The sequence below is a fragment of the Microcoleus sp. AT9b-C3 genome (assembly GCF_036705485.1).
In the GTDB taxonomy this organism is placed as follows: Bacteria; Cyanobacteriota; Cyanobacteriia; order Cyanobacteriales; family Microcoleaceae; genus Microcoleus.
Genome location: NZ_JAUBUR010000014.1, coordinates 1 through 18,910, shown reverse-complemented (window position 1 = coordinate 18,910; position 18,910 = coordinate 1). Strand labels below are relative to the sequence as shown.

The 18,910-nt window shown below is 47.5% G+C and carries 9 protein-coding genes; 6 read left to right on the top strand and 3 right to left on the bottom strand.

The genetic code is table 11. The features are described 5' to 3' along the window. Positions 1 to 3 precede the first annotated feature (3 nt). The gene (locus tag QUB77_RS14720; protein ID WP_445251743.1) at positions 4 to 8,241 is read right to left on the bottom strand and encodes a PAS domain S-box protein; all 8,238 of its coding nucleotides are present in this window, start codon (positions 8,239 to 8,241) and stop codon (positions 4 to 6) included. A gap of 1,614 nt (positions 8,242 to 9,855) precedes the next feature. Here QUB77_RS14720 and QUB77_RS14715 point away from each other — a divergent pair. After that, positions 9,856 to 11,787 carry an ATP-binding protein gene (locus tag QUB77_RS14715; protein WP_333177423.1) on the top strand — a complete coding sequence of 644 codons (1,932 nt, stop codon included), beginning with the start codon at positions 9,856 to 9,858 and terminating at the stop codon, positions 11,785 to 11,787. Between the two features lie 252 nt (positions 11,788 to 12,039). Beyond that, positions 12,040 to 12,570: a hypothetical protein gene (locus QUB77_RS14710; protein ID WP_333177426.1), complete on the top strand. Its 531-nt coding sequence runs from the start codon at positions 12,040 to 12,042 to the stop codon at positions 12,568 to 12,570. Between the two features lie 110 nt (positions 12,571 to 12,680). Here the strand turns inward: QUB77_RS14710 and ilvD are convergent, their stop codons facing one another. Next, the gene (gene ilvD / locus QUB77_RS14705; protein WP_333177440.1) at positions 12,681 to 14,366 is read right to left on the bottom strand and encodes a dihydroxy-acid dehydratase; all 1,686 of its coding nucleotides are present in this window, start codon (positions 14,364 to 14,366) and stop codon (positions 12,681 to 12,683) included. A 391-nt stretch (positions 14,367 to 14,757) separates the two neighbouring features. Between ilvD and QUB77_RS14700 the strand changes: the two genes are divergently transcribed. Both QUB77_RS14700 and QUB77_RS14695 read left to right on the top strand, forming a co-directional pair. Continuing rightward, positions 14,758 to 15,600, top strand: a complete 843-nt coding sequence (locus tag QUB77_RS14700) for a pentapeptide repeat-containing protein (RefSeq protein WP_333177441.1) — start codon at positions 14,758 to 14,760, stop codon at positions 15,598 to 15,600. A gap of 80 nt (positions 15,601 to 15,680) precedes the next feature. Beyond that, a complete protein-coding gene (locus QUB77_RS14695) occupies positions 15,681 to 16,544 on the top strand; it encodes a sulfite exporter TauE/SafE family protein (protein ID WP_333177427.1) in 864 nt (287 codons plus the stop codon). A 125-nt stretch (positions 16,545 to 16,669) separates the two neighbouring features. On the opposite strand, the gene QUB77_RS14690 is transcribed toward QUB77_RS14695, so the two are convergent. After that, on the bottom strand, positions 16,670 to 17,470 hold the full coding sequence (locus QUB77_RS14690; protein ID WP_333177429.1) for a hypothetical protein: 801 nt from the start codon (positions 17,468 to 17,470) through the stop codon (positions 16,670 to 16,672). Positions 17,471 to 17,843: 373 nt separating this feature from the next. On the opposite strand from QUB77_RS14690, the gene QUB77_RS14685 reads away from it, so the two are divergent. Together QUB77_RS14685 and QUB77_RS14680 are read left to right on the top strand one after the other, a co-directional pair. Continuing rightward, complete coding sequence (locus QUB77_RS14685; RefSeq protein WP_333177431.1) at positions 17,844 to 18,170, top strand: hypothetical protein; 327 nt, start codon at positions 17,844 to 17,846, stop codon at positions 18,168 to 18,170. A 59-nt stretch (positions 18,171 to 18,229) separates the two neighbouring features. Then, positions 18,230 to 18,769 carry a GIY-YIG nuclease family protein gene (locus QUB77_RS14680; RefSeq protein ID WP_333177433.1) on the top strand — a complete coding sequence of 180 codons (540 nt, stop codon included), beginning with the start codon at positions 18,230 to 18,232 and terminating at the stop codon, positions 18,767 to 18,769. The last annotated feature ends 141 nt before the right edge of the window (positions 18,770 to 18,910 follow it).

Here is an 18,910-nt window from a genome sequence, read left to right as displayed (position 1 = left end):
TCTTTACTTAGAAGCTAAAAGTTGTTGAATAGTGCTTGCCAATTGCTTCAGCTTGACGGGTTTGGTGAGGTAATCATTGGCTCCGGCGGCAAGACAACGATCGCGATCGCCCGTCATCGCTAAGGCAGTTAGGGCAACGATCGGCAGATCAACTAAATTTGGGTCGCAGCGGATCTGCTGCATAGCTTCTAGACCATCCATACCAGGCATTTGAATGTCCATCAAAATTAGATTGGGGTTTTCAGACTTGGCCAGGGCGATCGCCTCCTCTCCATCCTTAGCCAAGAGAATGCGATAGCCTTTAGCTCTCAGGTAGCTCGAAACCGTATTGATATTGGCTTCGTTGTCTTCCGCCAGCAAGATTAAGGGAGAACCTGCCTGTTCGGGCCCGCTGGGTTCGATGCTTGGCTCTGTCTGGGATTCCAGGTCAACAGAGGAGGGCGCACAACCAGTGCAGGGAAGGTCGATCTTGAAGCAACTTCCTACACCCACAGTGCTGGTGAGCCCCACCTGCCCGCCGTGGAGTTCGACAATGCGTTTCACCAAGGCAAGCCCCAAGCCAGTGCCAGCATATTGACGATTCAGGGCGCCATCGATTTGGATAAAGGGTTGAAACAGTTTGTTGATATGTTCTGGGGCAATACCAATACCTGTATCGATGACGGCAATTCGCAGAGTCTCTTTGACCAAAAAATGGGGTGGGGAATCAACAGAATCTGGGTCGGGCCGGCGCAGTTGACCGCTGACTTCTACGGTGATGCGTCCTCCGTTAGGAGTGAATTTGACAGCGTTATTGAGCAGGTTGATCAAGACTTGGCGCATCCGCCGTTCATCAATCAATAAGTCGGGCAGATTGAGTGGCACTTTAATCTCTAGCTGGATGCGTTTTTGCAGGGCTTGTTGTTTGATAAATGCCAGACTGGATTGACAGAGATGATTGATTGAAACTGGGGTGCAATCGAGCTCCATTTGACCCGATTCAATTTTGGCGACATCCAAAATGTCGTTGATTAACTCTAGCAAGTGAGAGCTACTCCGCTCGATGGTCTGTAAAGCTTTGATTTGTTGTTCGTTGACGATGCCAAAGACTTGATCTTGTAGCCCCTCGCTCATGCCCAGAATGGCATTAAGGGGGGTGCGGAGTTCGTGGCTCATGTTGGCGAGGAATTCGTCTTTGAGACGGGTAGCACGGGCCAGTTCTTCGTTAGAGGCTCCCAGTTGTTGGTTGCGCTCGGTGAGTTGCTGCTGGGCTTGTTGTCGTTCGGTGAGTTCTTGCTGCAACTGCTTAAATAGGCTAGCTTGTTGAATTGCGATCGCCAACTGGTTGGCAATTTGTTGCAGGAGTTGCGCTTCAGACTCTTGCCACACTCGTTGTTCTCGACAGGCATGGACGACTAAAACCCCCCAGAGCTTCTTGGTTTGTCCTGGGGCCACCCATCTATGGCTTTCGCTGCTTCGGACTTCTTGCAGGATAGGTGCAACGATTTTGGACTGGACTTGACAAACGGTTGCGTATTCCACCAAGCAATCAGTCCAGATATCGGTCATTACATCGGGGACGATGCGGGGCTTGCCCTGCCAGTACCAGTTCAGGATTTCTTGAGACCACAGTTCGTCCTCCCAGTGATGGTCTTTGAGCGCGGGGAACTCGCTAGACACAGCTTCTTCAACAATTTGACTTCTGCCATCCCCAAATACCCGGAACACGATGATCCGATCGCCTTGCAAGATTTCTTTGACTTGCTGTGTCACAGTCGCCAAAATTTCGTTAATATCCAACGATTCGCGAATTTGCTGGGCGATGACTCCCAAAGTTCGCTGCCGTTGCAGTTGTAAAGCGATCGCATTTTCTGTTTGCTTGCGGATAGCCAATTCTGATTGTACCTGTTCGTAGAGGTAAGATTGCTGAATTGCGATCGCTAATTGGTTAGCAATTTGTTTAAGTAAATTGATTTCCCAGTCTTGCCATTGGCGCGGACGATCGCATTGATGAACAATCAGCAACCCCCAGAGGTTTTGATTCTGAATAATTGGAACTACGAGTTTGGCTCTGACCTCGATGTCTGCGAGGAATTCAACCAAGCATGGTAAGATTGACTCGTTTTCATCTTCGCTATCGTTGAGGGCATAAACTCTTCCTTGGATATAGCGCTCGTAGTTCTCTTCGGGGAAAACCTCTTCTGGGAAGAGGATATCCAGGAGCTTAAGCCTATTTGGCGAAACAGATTCAGCAATGGCAGCTCCCGTCCCTTCAGGAAAAATCCGATAAACCAGCGTTCGGTCTGATTGCAATACCTGATGGATTTCCTCAACAGTGCTATTGAGAATCTCGTCCAGATGCAGAGACGATCGCATCCGTTGAGTAATCGCTCCCAGCAAACGTTCCTGTTTTGCTTGTTGTTGGAATCTCGCTTCGGCTTCTTTGCGATCGGTGATATCCTGAAACGTGCCTACCAGACCAATAATATTACCTGAGCAGTCTCGCAGGGGAGCCTTGTGGGTTTCGAGAAATATTGGTTTACCATTGGGTAGGGTTAGGGTTTCTTCGATCCCTAATATAGCTTCACCCGTTTCGATTAACCGCCGATCCATCGCACAATACTCGTGCGCCTCCACTTCTTTCTGGCAAATATCTAAATCTCTTTTACCTATACTTTCGGTCGTAGATGGCAAGCCTAGAGTTATGGCAAACTGCTGATTGCATCCTAAAAAAACCGACTCTCGATTCTTCCAAAACACCGAAAGCGGGATGGTATCGAGTACCGTTTGCAGAAACTGCTGAGATTCCTGCAAAGCCTTCTGGGCCTGTTTGCGATCGCTGATGTCTACTAATACACAAATAGTTTGATCCTCTGAGCCTGGAAGAAGTGCGGCTCCGAGCAGGACAGAAATCCGGCTGCCATCCTTACGGTAGTATTCCTTTTCCAAGGACTCGATCTCGCCCTCCTGTGTCAGGCGCTCGATCGCTAAAAAATCAGCGGGGAGATATTCGGGGGGGGTCATAGCATCCCAATGAATCATCCCAGCATTTAGTTCCTCCCTAGTGTAGCCAACCATCTGTAAGAAGCGATCGTTGGCATCGGTAATTTTCCCCTGAAAATCGGCAAACATCATGCCGCTCACACAGGAATCAAACACCCGGCGGAAGCGCATTTCACTGCTTTCCCTGGCGAGTTCAGCTTGTTTGCGATCGCTGATATCCGATAAAATTCCCTGGATGCTAATCAATTCCCCTTCAGCATTTATAACGGGTGTGGCGCTGCTTCTCACCCAGACATAATTGCCATCTCGGTGGCGGTGTCGGAACTCATAATCACTTGACTTTTTACCAAATTTGATATTCTCCCGATAACCAGTAACTACCATTGGGCGATCGTCTGGATGCACCAGATATATAAACGACTTACCAATCCATGCACTCTCGTCCCAGCCAAACATCGTCTTGAATTGCGGTGACACATAAGTGAGTCTGCCATCGGGTTCACATGACCAGATCAAATCATTAACCCCTTCTACGAGCCGCCGGAATTTAGCTTCACTCTCTGCTAATTCGGCTTCAATCTGTTTGCGATCGCTGATATCGCGGCATACACAAATCAATAATCCATCCTCGGTGAGGGTGAGGGATAAGCCTTCGGCAAAGGTAGAGCCATCTTTGCGGGTGGCGATCGCCTCTCCCTCCCAAGCGCGATCGCGCCTCAGCACCGGCAAGAGTTCCCGCTCAAACCGTTCTAACTCCTGTTGGGAATACAAAAGTTGCCAGTTTTTGCCCAGCAGTTCTTGGGGATGTTCGTAGCCAAACAGTTCTAGATGGGCTTGATTCAAATAGAGGTAGGTATCTGCTTGGAGAATCGCAATGCCCTCGATCGCCGCCTCAATTGCCGCCAGTTGTATTTTTAGGGTTTCTTCGGTTTGTTTGACATCGCTAATATCGGCAAAATAGCCAACAATCTCGGTTGGGCGACCTTGTTCATCTCGCACCAGGCGCATTGCATCCCGTATCCAAACGTAGTAACCATCGCGATGCAAAAATCGATATTCATGCTGATGAGTGTCGTACTCAAAGAGAGCCGATAGATCGGCCAAAACTCTAGAGGCATCTTCGGGGTGAAGATGGTTAATCCAGAAGCTGGGGGTCGATACAACTTCTTTTGGCTTGTAGCCCAAAATGGTTTCGATATTTTTGCTGATGAAGGTTGAGTCATAGTCGCGATAGGGCTTACAGCTATAGATCATCGCGGGACTGGATGCCAGAAGAAATTCGAGGCGTTCTTTCAACAGGCGATTTTCTCGCTCTGTCTGTTGGCGATGGGTAATGTCTTGGATCAGGGCCAGCGAATAGAGATGTCCATCATCACCCGATAGGACAGAGGTGGAAATGGAGATAGTGCGCCGCTGTCCATCTTGACGCTGGATTTCCCTTTCCACAGCCATCGGCTGCATCTGTCTACAGGTGGCGATCGCCTGTTCTCGATCTTCTAGATTCGGGTACAAGGTTTGATACGCCCCCAGACGGTTAATTTCTTCTAAGGTGTAACCCGTAATCGTTTGCATTTGCTGATTCCAGACTGTGAAGCGGATAAAGGGAAACTCCTCAACTTGATGGAAAACGCACAGCCCTTCTGCCATGTTTTCTACAATTTGTTGACGGAAAGTATTTTCCTGCCGAAGCGTTGCTTCGGCCAACTTGCGATCGGTAATGTCGAAGCGAATGGCTAGATACTGAAAAGGTCGCCCTTGTTCGTCCAAAAAGGGGACGATGGTGGTGGCAACCCAGTACAGGCTACCGTTTTTTGCCCGATTGCAAATTTCACCGCGCCAAATCTGACCCCTGTTAATGGTGCGCCACAAGTCTTGGAAAAAAGCAGGGGGATGATAGCCAGAGTTGACAATGCGATGGGTTTGTCCGATCAGTTCATCGCGGGAGTAGCCAGAGACTACACAGAAGCGATCGTTGACGTAGGAGATCACCCCTTCGCGATCGGTGATGACCACAATGGCAGACTGATCCAAAGCCTGTTTAAAGGCTGATAATTCTTGAATTAACTGCTGTCGTTCGAGTTCAGCTTGTTTGCGATCGCTAATATCAAAGTTGATCCCAATCATGCTCTGGGGATTGCTTTGGGCATCTCGCACCACCACTCCATTGGCTTTAATAAAGTGGAGGCTGCCATCGGGATGCAACACTCGAAACTCGGTATCGTATTCTGCCTGTCCTAAGACGGCTTGCTGGAGCAATGTTTCGATGGCGGTGCGGTCTTCGGGATGTAACCGGTTTGCCCAAATGTCGTAAGGCAGAGGGGAATCAGATTGTTTTGTGACACCGTATAGTTCGTACATCCGCTCATCCCAAAAGACGGTGTTCTGTACAAGATCGAAGTCCCAACAGCCGATCGCCCCTGATTTGAGAGACAAAGCGAGGCGATCCGATACTTTCTGTAGTTCCACTTCTGCACGTTTGCGATCGCTAATATCTTTGGCGATGCCTAAAAAGCCGATAATTTGCTGATTGACATCCTTGAGGGCGGTGACGGATAGCGACATAGGAAATCGACAACCATCTTTGCGGATATAGCTCCACTCTTCTTCGCGGACAATAGCTTGACGTGCTTTGGCAACAAGAACCTCAAAGCCGGGGGGAATATTTTGCCCTAGTTCGGCAGATAGTGATGCTGCCCGGTCAATTATCTCATTTGCATCGTGGAAGAGTGCGGGGGTGGCTTTGCCGATGATTTCTCGAGCACTGTAACCCAGCATCCTTTCGGCTCCAGCATTAAAGGTCTGGATGATGCCAGTTGGGTCAGTGGAGATGATGGAGTAATCAGCACCATCGAGGATGGCGCGTTGCAGGCTGTTGACTTGCGAAAGCTCTTGGGTGCGTTCTGCGACTTTGGTTTCTAGCTGTTGGTTGAGTTGCTGGAGTTGTTGTTCGGCAAGTTTGCGATCGCTAATGTCTGTAATAGTTCCTACATACCCGACTACTTGCCCGTCTGCATCCAGTTCGGCAACGGACTGCCCATATACCCAAGCCACACCACCGTCGGGATGTTGAAAGCGATATTCGAGTTGGAAAGAGCCTTTTTCTTGGAGAGATTGCTCCCATTCGGCGATGACCCAATCGCGATCGTCGGGGTGTAGCCCTTGTTGCCATCCTTCCCCGATGGCGGTTTTTGGGGTGAGTCCGCTGATCAGACACCACCAATCGTTAAGGTAGATGCACTTGCCCACAGCATCAGCGCGGAAAATCCCCACGGGTACGGCTTCCACTAGGCTGGCGTAGCGTTCTTCGCTTTCTTGCAGGAAGGCTTCTGTTCGTTTGCGATCGCTAATGTCGGTAATGGTGCCTATATAGCCGCTCCGATGTCCATTGGCATCGAGTTCGGCGACGCACTGCCCATAAACCCACGTTACCGTACCGTCGGGACGTTGAAAGCGAAATTCGAGTTCAAAAGAGCGGTACCCTTGAATGAATTGCTCCCATTGGGCGATAACCAAATCGCGATCGTCCGGGTGTACTCCTTGTTGCCATCCCTGTGCGATAGTGGCTCCTGGTCTGAGTCCGCTGAGCTGAAAGTAGCGATCGTTGACATAGGTGCATAGCCCCTCGGCATCGGTGCGAAAAATCCCCACAGGAGCAGCAGCGGCAAGGGCGGCGTAGCGTTGTTCGCTCTCGATCAGGGTGGCTTCGATCCGCTGTCGCTTTACCAGTTCATTCTGCAATTTTTGCTGGATCAGGGATTGCCCAAGGGCGATCGCCACCTGTAGAGAAACTTGTCGCAGGAGTTCGATCTCCTCAGTCGTCCAAGAGTGTGGAGTGGCTCGATAACTGGCGATCATTAATCCGCGCAGTTGTTGCTCAATTACGATCGGCACCATCAGCTTGGCGCGAATATCAAACCCCACTAACATTTCCTGATGGCACAGGGTCATTTCTTCGCCGTAGATGTCGTTGATGACGCGAATTCTGCCCTGGCGATAGGGTTCAAGCCATTCTGGGCTCATGCAAGGATCGTGGGCTTCCCTATGGAGCACCGATCGCGCCGTGTCAGTAATCGCTTCCGCAATCACCGTGCCGCTCAAGTCAGGCCGAAACTGGTAAATGATGACGCGATCGCATCCCAGAAGCGAGTGAATTTCCTGCACCGTAGTCTGCAGAATATCTGACAAATTCAGGGAGGAGCGGATCTGCTCGGCAATGGTATTGAGAAGTTGCTCTCGATCGGCCTTTGCTTTGAGGGCGACTGTCCGAGCTTCCACCTGCTGCTCGAGTTCAAGGTTGCGATTTGCCAGCAGAGCCACCTTTTCCGCCTCTAGGCGCACCACCTTCTCTTCCCACTTCTGGACCAGTTTGTATAGCTCCAGCGGGTTGAGGGCTTGCAGCAAACTGGTCTGGGTGACGATGCCTAATAGTTCTCCTAACTCCCCTGTCACCGCCAACCGACGGATCGATCGCTGCTCCACGATCTCCTGCACAGTCCAGAGCGAATCGTCGGGTCTAACGGCAAAAATCGGCGTACTCATTACCGCCTGAGCTAGACAGGTTTCCAGGTTCAAGCCCAAGGCCTGAAATTGCACAATATCCCGCTCGGTGAGAATCCCCACTGGAATTTGTAGCGGTTCAGTAGAGATTCCGCCTGGGTGCACGATCATCACGGAACTGACGCGATGCTCTGCCATAAGTTGAGCAATCGCCAGTAGGGAAGAATCTGGCGCAGCACAAATCACTTCGCGGGTCATCACTTCTGCTACTATACGCAACCGCAGCAGGTCGATCGGTCGAGAGGTTTGGCGCAGGCTTTCGTGAGTCACTAGGCCCACTAGGCGATCGTGCTCGTCCAGGATGGGCAAATGGCGAATTTGGTGCTGCTGGAGCAGATTAATCGCCAAAAATAAATCGGTGAAGGCGGACTCGCGGAGGGTGACGACGGGATGTGCCATCACCTCCCGGAGCGCCAAATTCTCCAAGGAACGCTGCCCAGCACTGAGCCGCACCACGTCTCGCTCCGTCAGTACGCCGACCAATTGCTCGTTTTCCACTACCAACACGCAACTCGATCGCGCCTCTAGGTGGAGGTCGTCGAGTTGACCGTCGGCAGTTCTAGGGGTGTTGCAGAGCGATCGCACGCCGCTCATTTGGGCGATCGCATTTATCACCGTCCTATCGGGCGAAACCACCAATGGTTCCCGGACGATCGCAGTCCTGAGCTCTATTGGAGTCAGAGCCGTAGTACGCATGAACATGAGTTTATAGGGTTTTATTGCTGATTATTTTTTTAAACACTTCGCCTTAAACACATGAGCTGATAGCGTAGCCTAGGGTCAGCCCTAGTAACGATAAGAGTTACTTAGCTGCACGACATTCTCTAGATATTATATTTACTTACTGTTGGCTCCTGCATAAAATGAGTTAGGGAAATTCGGCGACTCTAAGGTAACGCTCTTTCATCACTTTCTTGAGATAATAAAAAGAGCAAGTGCCGTCAACCCTTTACGACTCTGTTGAAGCTCCGAGAACTCGCCGTAAAGATAAAATTTGTTGACGATTGACGATTACTGTTAGTTATACCTAGCATAAGTAACACTCTTCCTAAAGTGATAAACTGTGAGAATTTTAATTACTTTCATGTGCCGATTATGTGATATGAAGCGTCAAATACTACCAGCAATATCGGGAGCATCTCACTTTTGCAGCCAAGCCCAAAATAGGAGTTAGGAGTCAGGAGTCAGGAGCCAGGAGAAAAGAGGAAGAAGGAAGGAGCCAGAAGAAGTGTTTTTACAAATATGAGATGCTCCCGCAATATCTCGTGTAGTGGGAGAAAACAATGAACAAAGACTCTGGCATTTTCTAAGCGCATTACTTGAAAATTAGAACGCTTAAAAGAGCTAGATTAAACCTTGTTATAAAATAACTAGCCCAACAATAAATTTTTATAATTATTGTTAATTAATTCACTTCCCCGAACCGTTTTTGATCCAGAGGCTAAAACCCTCATTTTACCGTTAGTATTTGACTTCAATGAGAAGGCTAAAACCCCCATTATGCGGTTAGTAATTGAAAAATGTCCGCACTATTGTTATAACATTAAATTAGCTGGGTTTACTGTTGACAAGTTTGGTTATATTTAGCGAAAGTTTAGATTAATATGATGGAGCAATAACCCCCAAAATATGCTCAAAAAAGTAGACGCTCCCGAATAATCATCTATCTACAACAACTGCTGATACACCGATGTCAAGAATTCCGCCAGTTAGAATAAAAACAAGAAAATAGGTTTCACATATTTTTTTATCCCAAAATTGGGTAGAAAGGAACCCTATTGAATTGGAGTGGCAACCTATGAAAAAAAAAGATGAATTAACGGGAGATATATTTGACTCGAAGTTAGAAGTCGCCACGCCGTAATTCATGGATTAGAAGGTAGAGGAGAAATAGGAAACTACCGTAGGCAACGTGTTAAATTTAAGTTTGTTCACGCTACTTAATATTTAGTTACATAAAGATTATTTTTCCCGCCTACCTACTTAAGCTACACCTTATTACTAGACAGAACTGCAGGCTGGCTTATTTGCATCTACCTACTTATTTATTCAGTGAGTTATTCGCTCGCAAGTCTAGCAATAGTTTTTTATTAATAAAAAAATATGACATTAAGTACAGAGAAACCAGGTTTGTTAACGTAAGTGGGTCTTGGAAGCTCCGAAAGCGGAAACGAGAAACCGGGTTTCTTAGGCAGGGTAAGAGCATCCTAATTCACAAAAATTATCAAATTAAGTATCTATGCGGTACTCTCAAATCAGCCGCGAGTTAAGTTAGACTGAATTGTCAGTGCGTGAATTATTCACAGGTTAGCATCTATGCAGCTCAAACATCTAAATCAGCCTTCACAAGAACTCTCTACCTCTTGCGAGCATAACATCAAAGAGAGCCAGCCACTCAAGCCCAATTATTTCGCTCACATAGCCCATTCCTTGGGCAACCTCAGTATTCGCGACAAAATCAGCAGCGGCTACGCACTGGCTCTTTGTGTTGCGATTGGGGGAACGACTATCGGGATGTTGGTGGGCACTCATTACTATCGCAGAACTAACAATCAAGTACACATCGAGCGAGAAACTCAGCTTTTAAATAAGTTACAGGTGGCTTTACTGCGAACTAAAAACAGCCAAGAATGGCTTATCTACGGGCTAGAACAACCCAAAAATTTTGACAATAAATACGAACAACTACAAGACAACATTTACAAATTGAAGTTGTTATTATTTGAAGTCAAAAACTCTAAATACATGGAAGACATAGAAGGCATAAAACAATTTAAAAAAACTTGCGCTTCGCTATTATCTAATTATCTTGCTCGAATAGAAACAGTTAATAAAGAAATTAGTAAATTGCCCAATAACCCCGCTCAACAACTTGTAAAACGTAAGTTGCTGTCGAATTTAGATCGAGATAAAATAGGGTTGCAACTAGATAGGGCGGTCAATGATATAGCAGAAATTATCGATCGCGCCCAAGAGCAAGAAGATGCAGGGCGGCAGGATCTGCTGCGAGCCCAGGCGCTGCGGGTGCAAATAATTTTGGGTAGCATGGCACTGTCGATCGTCGTTGCAGCACTGCTAGCAGGTTTCACCAGTCGGGCGATCGCCAAACCCCTCGCCGCTGTAACTAAAATTGCTCAGCGAGTGACTGAAGAATCGAATTTTCAGTTGCAAGTACCTGTTACCAGCACCGATGAAGTCGGAGTATTAGCAGCTTCGCTGAATCAACTGATTCAGAAAGTAAATCAGTTGCTACAAGAATTGAAATCTGAACAACAAACCCAGATACTTCAAAATGAAAAAATGGCAACTTTGGGGCGGATGTTAGCCGGTGTTGCTCACGAAGTTAACAACCCAATCAATTTTATTTATGCCAATATCGATCCGGCCAGAAATTATGTTGAAGATATTTTAGATTTGCTCAAAACTTACGAAACAGAAATTCCCAACCCCCCTGCCGCAGTGATCGAGAAAGGCGAAGAAATAGACATCGATTTTCTCAAAGAAGATTTGATCAAAATATTTGACTCGATGCAAGTAGGTGCTGAAAGAGCCAAAGCTATTATCTTAAGCTTGAAAGATTTTTCTCGCCTCGACGATGCCGCCCCTCATCCCGTCGATTTGCACGCCTGCATAGACAGCAGTTTGCTGATTCTCAACAGCCGCATCAAACAGGGCATTGAAGTGGTGCGAAATTACGGGGATATTCCGACTGTTGAAGGCTATATGGGTTTGCTTTACCAGGTATTTGTGAATCTTCTGAACAATGCACTAGATGCTGTGGAAGAGAAAGCAAAAAGTGAGAAATCCAGCTCAGCCGAGGCGAAAAAACAATCGGCTTCGGAGTCAATGAAACAGGAAGCACCGAGTTTTTCGCCGAGAATTGTGATTGCTACAGAATACTTGGACGACGACTCAGTGGTAGTGCGAATTTCTGATAACGGTACGGGAATAGCACCAGAGAGTCAAGAAAAAATGTTTGAAACATTCTTTACTACTAAACCGAGAGGTGTGGGTACTGGTTTGGGATTGGCAATTGGTCGCGAAATTATCGTCAAGAAACACGGGGGGACAATTAACTTTTGGTCGGAGGTGGGAACGGGGACGGAATTTTCGATCGCGCTGCCGATTAAGCAGGGGGATTTAAGGCAAAATACGCTCTTACAACCTCCAATTGCTCGGGAATCAAATTCCATAGGCAACGAGAAAGTGCCAACCAAGGCTGAAAAAAGAGGAACTGTAAAAACTTAAAAATCATCCGTTTTATCCCTGTTTGAAAAAAGAATGCAACTGCCAGCAAGCTCTCCACTCTGATGTCAGAATTCATTCCACCTCTAAAATCTAAAATCTAAAATCTAAAATGGTATGAGATTGCTGCTTGAATGACTGTCGCTACGCCAAGAGATGAGTTATAAGACCCACATCAAAACTATTTTCGGTAATCTTGAAAAACAGGATTTGCTATAATTTAAAGTTGAGCAATCACTGTACGGAGCGAAAATTATGGGACTATTTGACCAAATTTTGAGCGCGATCGACAATCCCAACCAACAAGCAAGTCCCAATCAGTTGGGCAACATTCTCGGTGCGGTAGAACAGTTGAGCACCAACCAGGGCGTCAATACGGGCACGACTCAGCTAGCGATGTCGGTTTTGGGCGGATATGTGCGATCGGCATTGCAAAACGTGCGAGCGCAGTCAGGAGATGCACAAGCTCAACAAGTTGTCAACCAATTTAGCGGCACAAATCCCAATCCGCAAGCGGTACAGAGTTTGTTCGGAGTCGGCCAACTCACGCAGATAGTGAACGATATCGCCCACAGAACCGGTTTGAATAACGCCACAGTGCAGGCGATGATACCTGTTTTGGTGCCGCTCATACTGAATTTGCTACAAACCGGTGGCAACCCCCAAAATCCAGCCCAGGGTGGAAATCCCGTTTTGAATACGTTTTTAGATGCAGATGGAGACGGCGACGTAGATATTACTGACGCCATGTCGATGGCAGGCCGCTTTTTGAATCAGCGCAGTTAATTTGGAATTTTTTAACGGCAGATATTAGCGACACAGATGAACGCAGATAGGATTTTATCTGCGTTCATCTGCGTTTATCTGCCTTGATCTGCGGTTAAAAATTTCCTACTTTAACCCAAACCCAAATCAGTCACAGCACCAAGACTGCTAGAAGAAACCAACTTAGCGTATTTAGCCAAAACGCCCTTAGTATAGCGAGGTTTAGGAGGCTGCCAAAGAGCCCGCCGCTGCTCCAATTCTGCATCAGAAACATTGAGCTGCAACAAGCGATTTTGAGCATCAATCGTAATTGAATCGCCCTCTTTTACCAGAGCAATTGTCCCGCCAACTTGTGCTTCGGGTGCAACGTGACCGACAACCAGGCCGTAAGTTCCGCCAGAGAAGCGACCGTCAGTAATTAACCCTACAGAATCCCCCAAACCAGCGCCAATAATTGCCGAAGTTGGTGCTAACATTTCGCGCATTCCCGGCCCGCCTTTGGGCCCTTCGTAGCGGACGATAACCACATCTCCGGCTTGAATTTTGCCCGCTAAAATTGCATCCAAACAATCTTCTTCAGATTCAAATACCCGCGCCGGGCCGGTAATTTGCGCTTTTTTAACGCCAGTAATTTTAGCAACGGCTCCTTCTGTTGCCAGATTTCCCCTGAGAATCGCTAAATGTCCTTGGGCGTAAATCGGGTTGTTCCAAGGGCGGATGACATCTTGGTCGGTGCGGGGTTCGGCTGGAATATCTGCTAACACTTCCGCAAGAGTTTGACCGGTAATTGTCAGCGCGTCTGGGTGCAGCAAACCCTGTTCTAGCAGGATTTTCATTACTTGGGGAATGCCGCCGGCTTTGTGCAAATCGGTTGCTACGTATTTGCCGCTTGGTTTGAGGTCGCACAGCACCGGCACTTTCGCTCGAATAGTTTCAAAATCGTCGAGGGACAGTTCAACTCCGATCGCATTGGAAATGGCTAATAAATGCAGCACAGCATTGGTTGAACCGCCGACTGCCATAATTACCGCGATCGCATTTTCAAAGGCCGCTCGTGTCAAAATTTGGCTCGGTAACAACTGTTTGCGGATCGCTTCCACGACAACTTTTGCAGATTCGGCAGCGCTGTCAGCTTTTTCGGCATCCTCAGCAGCCATTGTCGAAGAATAAGGCAAACTCATGCCCATCGCTTCAAAAGCACTCGACATCGTATTGGCTGTGAACATTCCGCCGCAAGAACCTGCACCCGGACAAGCATTCTGTTCCACTGCATTGAGTTCTGTTTGGTCAATTTTGCCCGCGCTGAATTGACCGACTGCTTCAAAAGCGCTGACAACGGTTAAATCCTTTCCGTTGTGGTGTCCGGGTTTGATCGTGCCACCGTAAACAAAAATAGCAGGAATGTTCATGCGGGCGATCGCAATCATCGCCCCCGGCATATTTTTATCGCAACCGCCGACAGCCAGCACCCCGTCCATACTTTGGCCGTTGCAAACAGTTTCGATGGAATCGGCAATCACATCTCTCGACACCAGAGAATATTTCATCCCTTGAGTTCCCATTGAGATTCCGTCGCTGATAGTAATCGTACCGAACATCTGCGGCATCGCGCCGGCTTCCCTTGCACCCGCAATAGCCCGCAAAGCGAGGTCGTTCAATCCCATATTGCAGGGCGTAATTGTGCTGTACCCGTTGGCAATCCCCACAATCGGCTTAGTGAAATCGCCGTCACCAAAACCGACTGCCCGCAGCATTGCTCGGTTGGGCGCGCGCTGCACACCCCCAGTCACAGCTTGGCTTCTCAAATTTTCAGGCATTTTAAAATTTCCTTTGTCTGTTGACATTTGACAGTTGACAGTTGTCAGCTCGCCCAAAAACGAATACAAGTTTCCGATAATCGTCGTGGTGAGCCCATAATTTTAGACCAAAGTTCCGGCTCCCAGATGAATCTGTCGAGCAAATCTAAAATCTAAAATCTAAAATCGACTGACTCAGTGCCGAGCGCCGAGAGTTTTACCCTATTGTTGATTTTCTCAGAAGCTTTGATATTTGTCAGACCTTTTAGGAGGCAGTGGCACAGCAGTGCCCGGAAAGCAATGCAAAGATTCTACAGATACTACAGCGTGCAGAGTGAATACCGTAGTTATCTGGGATGATGTGGTAACACCCATCACTCTAACGTTTAAAAAAAATTGCGAGGCGAATGACATGGAGGCCGATCGAATTCTGAGGCAATATGCGGCCGGAGAAAGAAATTTTCGAGAGATTAACCTCGTCGGGGCCGACTTAAAAGGGGTAAACCTCAGCGAGGCTAACTTTACCAGAGCGAATTTCCAAGACGCAAACCTCAAAGGCGCTAACCTGACGGGAACGAACTTGCGCGAGGTGAAATTGGCAGGGGTGGACATGACAGAAGCCAACCTCAGCGAAGCAAATCTCATCGGTACCGATTTGAGCCGCGCCAATCTCAGCGGGGCTAACCTGATGGGAGCCAACCTGCGCGGCTCAATGGCGAGAGAAGTCAACATGACCAAGGCTAATTTGACCGAAGCTAATTTGACCGAAGCCAACTTTACCGAAGCGAATTTGTTTGCGGCCAACTTAACCGACGCTAGCATGATTCGCGTTAATTTGATGAAGGCAAATTTGAGTTGGTCAACTCTCAAAGCGGTAAACCTGACAAATGCTATCCTCAGCGAGTCGCTTTTAGAAAGAGCTAATCTGACTCAGGCAATTCTCAGCGGGGCGATGGTGAGCGGGGCCAACCTGACTGGTGCAGACTTGCGCCAAGTAACGATGATTGGAGCTAATCTGAGCGAAGCTAATCTGAGCAATGCTAATTTGAGAGTTGCTAATGTGAGTTGGTCAACGCTGGCAAGAGCTAATTTGAGCGGTGCTAATTTGTACCGTGCTAAGCTGTGCTGGTCTAATTTTAGCGGGGCTGTTTTGTTGGAAGCGGTTTTGATTGATGCTAATCTCAATCGAACTAACTTCCGCGATGCAGATTTGAGGCGGGCAATTATGCCGGACGGCACGACTAATGATTCTTAAAATTTGATTGTTGACTGTTAACTGTTAACTGTTAACTGTTGACTGTGGACTGTGGACTGTTAACTGTTGACTAATGACTAATGACTATCAGTGAATTATTGATGTTGGGTGCGGCCGGAATTTTTGCCGGAATTCTAGCTGGATTTTTAGGTATTGGTGGCGGTACGGTGCTCGTGCCTTTGTTGGTGGCTCTCAATTACGATCCGGTGGAAGCGGTTGCTACTAGCGGTTTGTCGATCGTCATTACAGCTATTTCTGGCAGCATCCAGAATTGGCGCATGGGCTACCTCAGCTTGAGCCAAGTCGCAGGCATCGGATTTCCCGCCGTCATCACCGCACAAATCGGTGCTTATTTGGCGGGGCTTTTTCCGCCTTACTTGCTGTTACTTACTTTTGGGCTGTTGCTGTGGCTGAATATTTATTTGATTGAAGTTCGCAAGCACCTGACAGCTAAGAAGAAAGCGGAAGCAGAACAAGGGGAAATAGGAGGAGAAGCGGGACAAGGAGACAAGGCTCAATTACCAATTACTAATCACGAATTACCCAATAATTCTAATATTTTATTCAATCCAACCTTTGCTAAAATTGCTACCGGCAGTGCGGCGGGTTTATTAGCGGGTTTGTTCGGCGTAGGCGGCGGCGTGATTATGGTTCCCCTGCAAATTTTGCTATTAGGAGAAAGCATTAAAACCGCAATCCAAACCAGCTTGGGCGTCATCGTCATCACGGCAATTTCGGCGACGGCGGGACACGCGGCGCGCGGTAATGTTTTTTGGGTTGTAGGGTTGATTCTGGGTGGTGGCGGTTTGTTGGGCGCCCAGGTGAGCACGCGGTTTTTGCCGAGATTGCCCGATCGTATTGTTAGTTTAGCTTTTCGATCGCTCTTGGCAATCTTATCGATTTATGTTTTCTGGCAAGCTTGGCAAAAATTTAGTAACGGGTAATTGATAATTGGTAAGGTGCGCATTGCGCACCCTACGAATGACTGGGGAATGTGCGGATTGACCACCTTACGAAGGAAAGAGGGAATGTGCGCATTGCGCACCCTACGAAAGATTAATAACTAAGACTAATTTGCTGATAGTTTCTTCACGGCGCGAGTCAGACGCTGCAAGTAAGGCTTGACAATTTCTTGATTTTGCCTCTGCAACTCGGAAACTTGCTGCTGCAACTGCTGAATCTCGGTTTGCAACATCCCTGTGTCTATTGTGGGTCGATCGAGCAAATCCTGCAATTGCTTGAGAGAACCTTGGATTTGATCCAAGTCTACTTCGTTCGATCGCTCCTGTAACTGAGCCGTAATAGTTTTAACTTCAGTTAACTGTTCGCCCATCAATAAAAATCGGACGTTGACATTTTCCCAATCATGCTCTCTCAGGGCGCTATTTTCCAAAATGCGGAGTTTTTGCTGCAAATCCGACAGTTGCGTGTTGAAATCCTGAGAATCTGCTGGCAGCGCCTGGGCTTGGCGTTCGAGGGAGGCTACGGCAGCTTGTACCTCGGCTATGACGCCGGATTCCAAGCCGACGAGTTTCTGCTGCAAGTCGGAGACGGCGGTGTAGAGTTCCGCAGGTTCTCCAGGTAGTATCTGAACTTGCTGCGAGCGACGTTCTACTGCCGCCTGTACGTCCGTAATCGCAGAATTTGCCTTTTGTTGCATTTGTTGCTCGAAACGCTGGCGATTGGCGAGATTTAGGGAGAGTGCTGCAGTTAAGGGGGCGGCAGCGTAGAGAATTTGGCCCGACAATACAGCAGCAATCGTGCCAATCGCTGAACCACCAACCGAGGCGTATTCTGCCAATTCTAGCCAGTCCGGCTGGTTCGGGGCACTTCTGGAAGCTGGGAATGATGCTTTTTCAATCTTCTGCATAGCCTTTTAGTCGTAGTCGGATAGATGGCGATACGGACATGATAAAAGCGATCGGCAAATAAATCAGGCCTATTTGTCAAAATTTCCTGATTGTGGTATTTTAATTGACCGAAAGCATCCAGGATACAAGCCGCCGGATTCATCCGTCCAGAAATAAAAAACCTGTATCCGATGAAACTTGCCCCCAGAATTTATCCGTGGGGTCAATGCTTCAATTCTAAAATCTAAAATCTAAAATCTAAAATCGATTGACCTCCTGCCGAATACGTTCTGCGTTTAAAACGCTCAGTCTCAGGTAAAATTCAGGATTAAGTCGATCGCTCAACAGTTAACCAATAACCATTCACCGCCATCTGTCAGGAGTATAGAGAAAATGGGTCTTAAGATTATTGAAAGCTACGATAGCAGTTTTGTCCTCGAACCAGAGGCTAAAACTGCACTGTTCGGTTTGTTAACAGGTGAAAGCTTTCTCCAACAAGTAGCCCTACAATTGCAGTGTTCGCGCATTGAGTTTGCCGAGTTACTTTTTCAGCCAGTCCCTTACAGCAGCGAGACGCCGAAGGGAATGCCTGCGGAATTTGAAAAGTATCACGAATCGAGCGATTTTGCGATCGTCAACGTCCCGCCTAATTTCATGTTCCAAGCCAAAATATTTAAACCCAGCCGCCTCTGTGCAATTTATCGAGTTTTTAAGAGTTAGGTAAAGGCTGGTTAATCTGTGGTTTAATCTAAAATCTAAAATCTAAAATCTAAAATCGGATGACAGAAGACATTCAATCTCTCGCCAGCTTAGAATTCATTCCCTACATAGACTCCGAGGGAAAATTGCCCGATTTTGTCCAGGGAAAAATCGGTGTCTACTCGATTTTTGACAACGACAAAGTGCTGCAATTTGTCGGCTATTCTCGCGACATTTACCTCAGCCTTAAACAGCATTTGGTACGCCAAACCCAATATTGCTACTGGCTGAAAGTCCAAACTATTGACAAGCCCAGCCGCACTATTCTAGAAAGTATTAGAGAAAGTTGGATTGCCGAAAACGGTTCCCAACCCCAGGGTAACGGTGTCGATGCTGCCAAGTGGAACGATCCCATCGACACCAAAACTGTGATGACCGCCCAAGAAACGGCAAATTATGAAGGTATCTTCGCCGATGAAATTGCCAAAGATAAATTGTTGAAAAATGTCGCGCGGCGCGTGGAAAATGAAATTTTATCGCTGTTGAAAGCTCGCGGCGTAACTGAAGAAATCCGGTTTAATCCCAAGCTAAAAACTAGCGGATTGCTGGATTTAAAGTAAGTGCGATATCAGGTTAATTCCCCACACTCAACCCTGTTTGTAGTGAGGACTTCAGTCCTCTCTCTAAGGACTAAAGTCCAATGGCACTGAAAAAGTGAGCAAAAAAAAATCTGTAAGGCAAGATATATATAGATCGTTGCC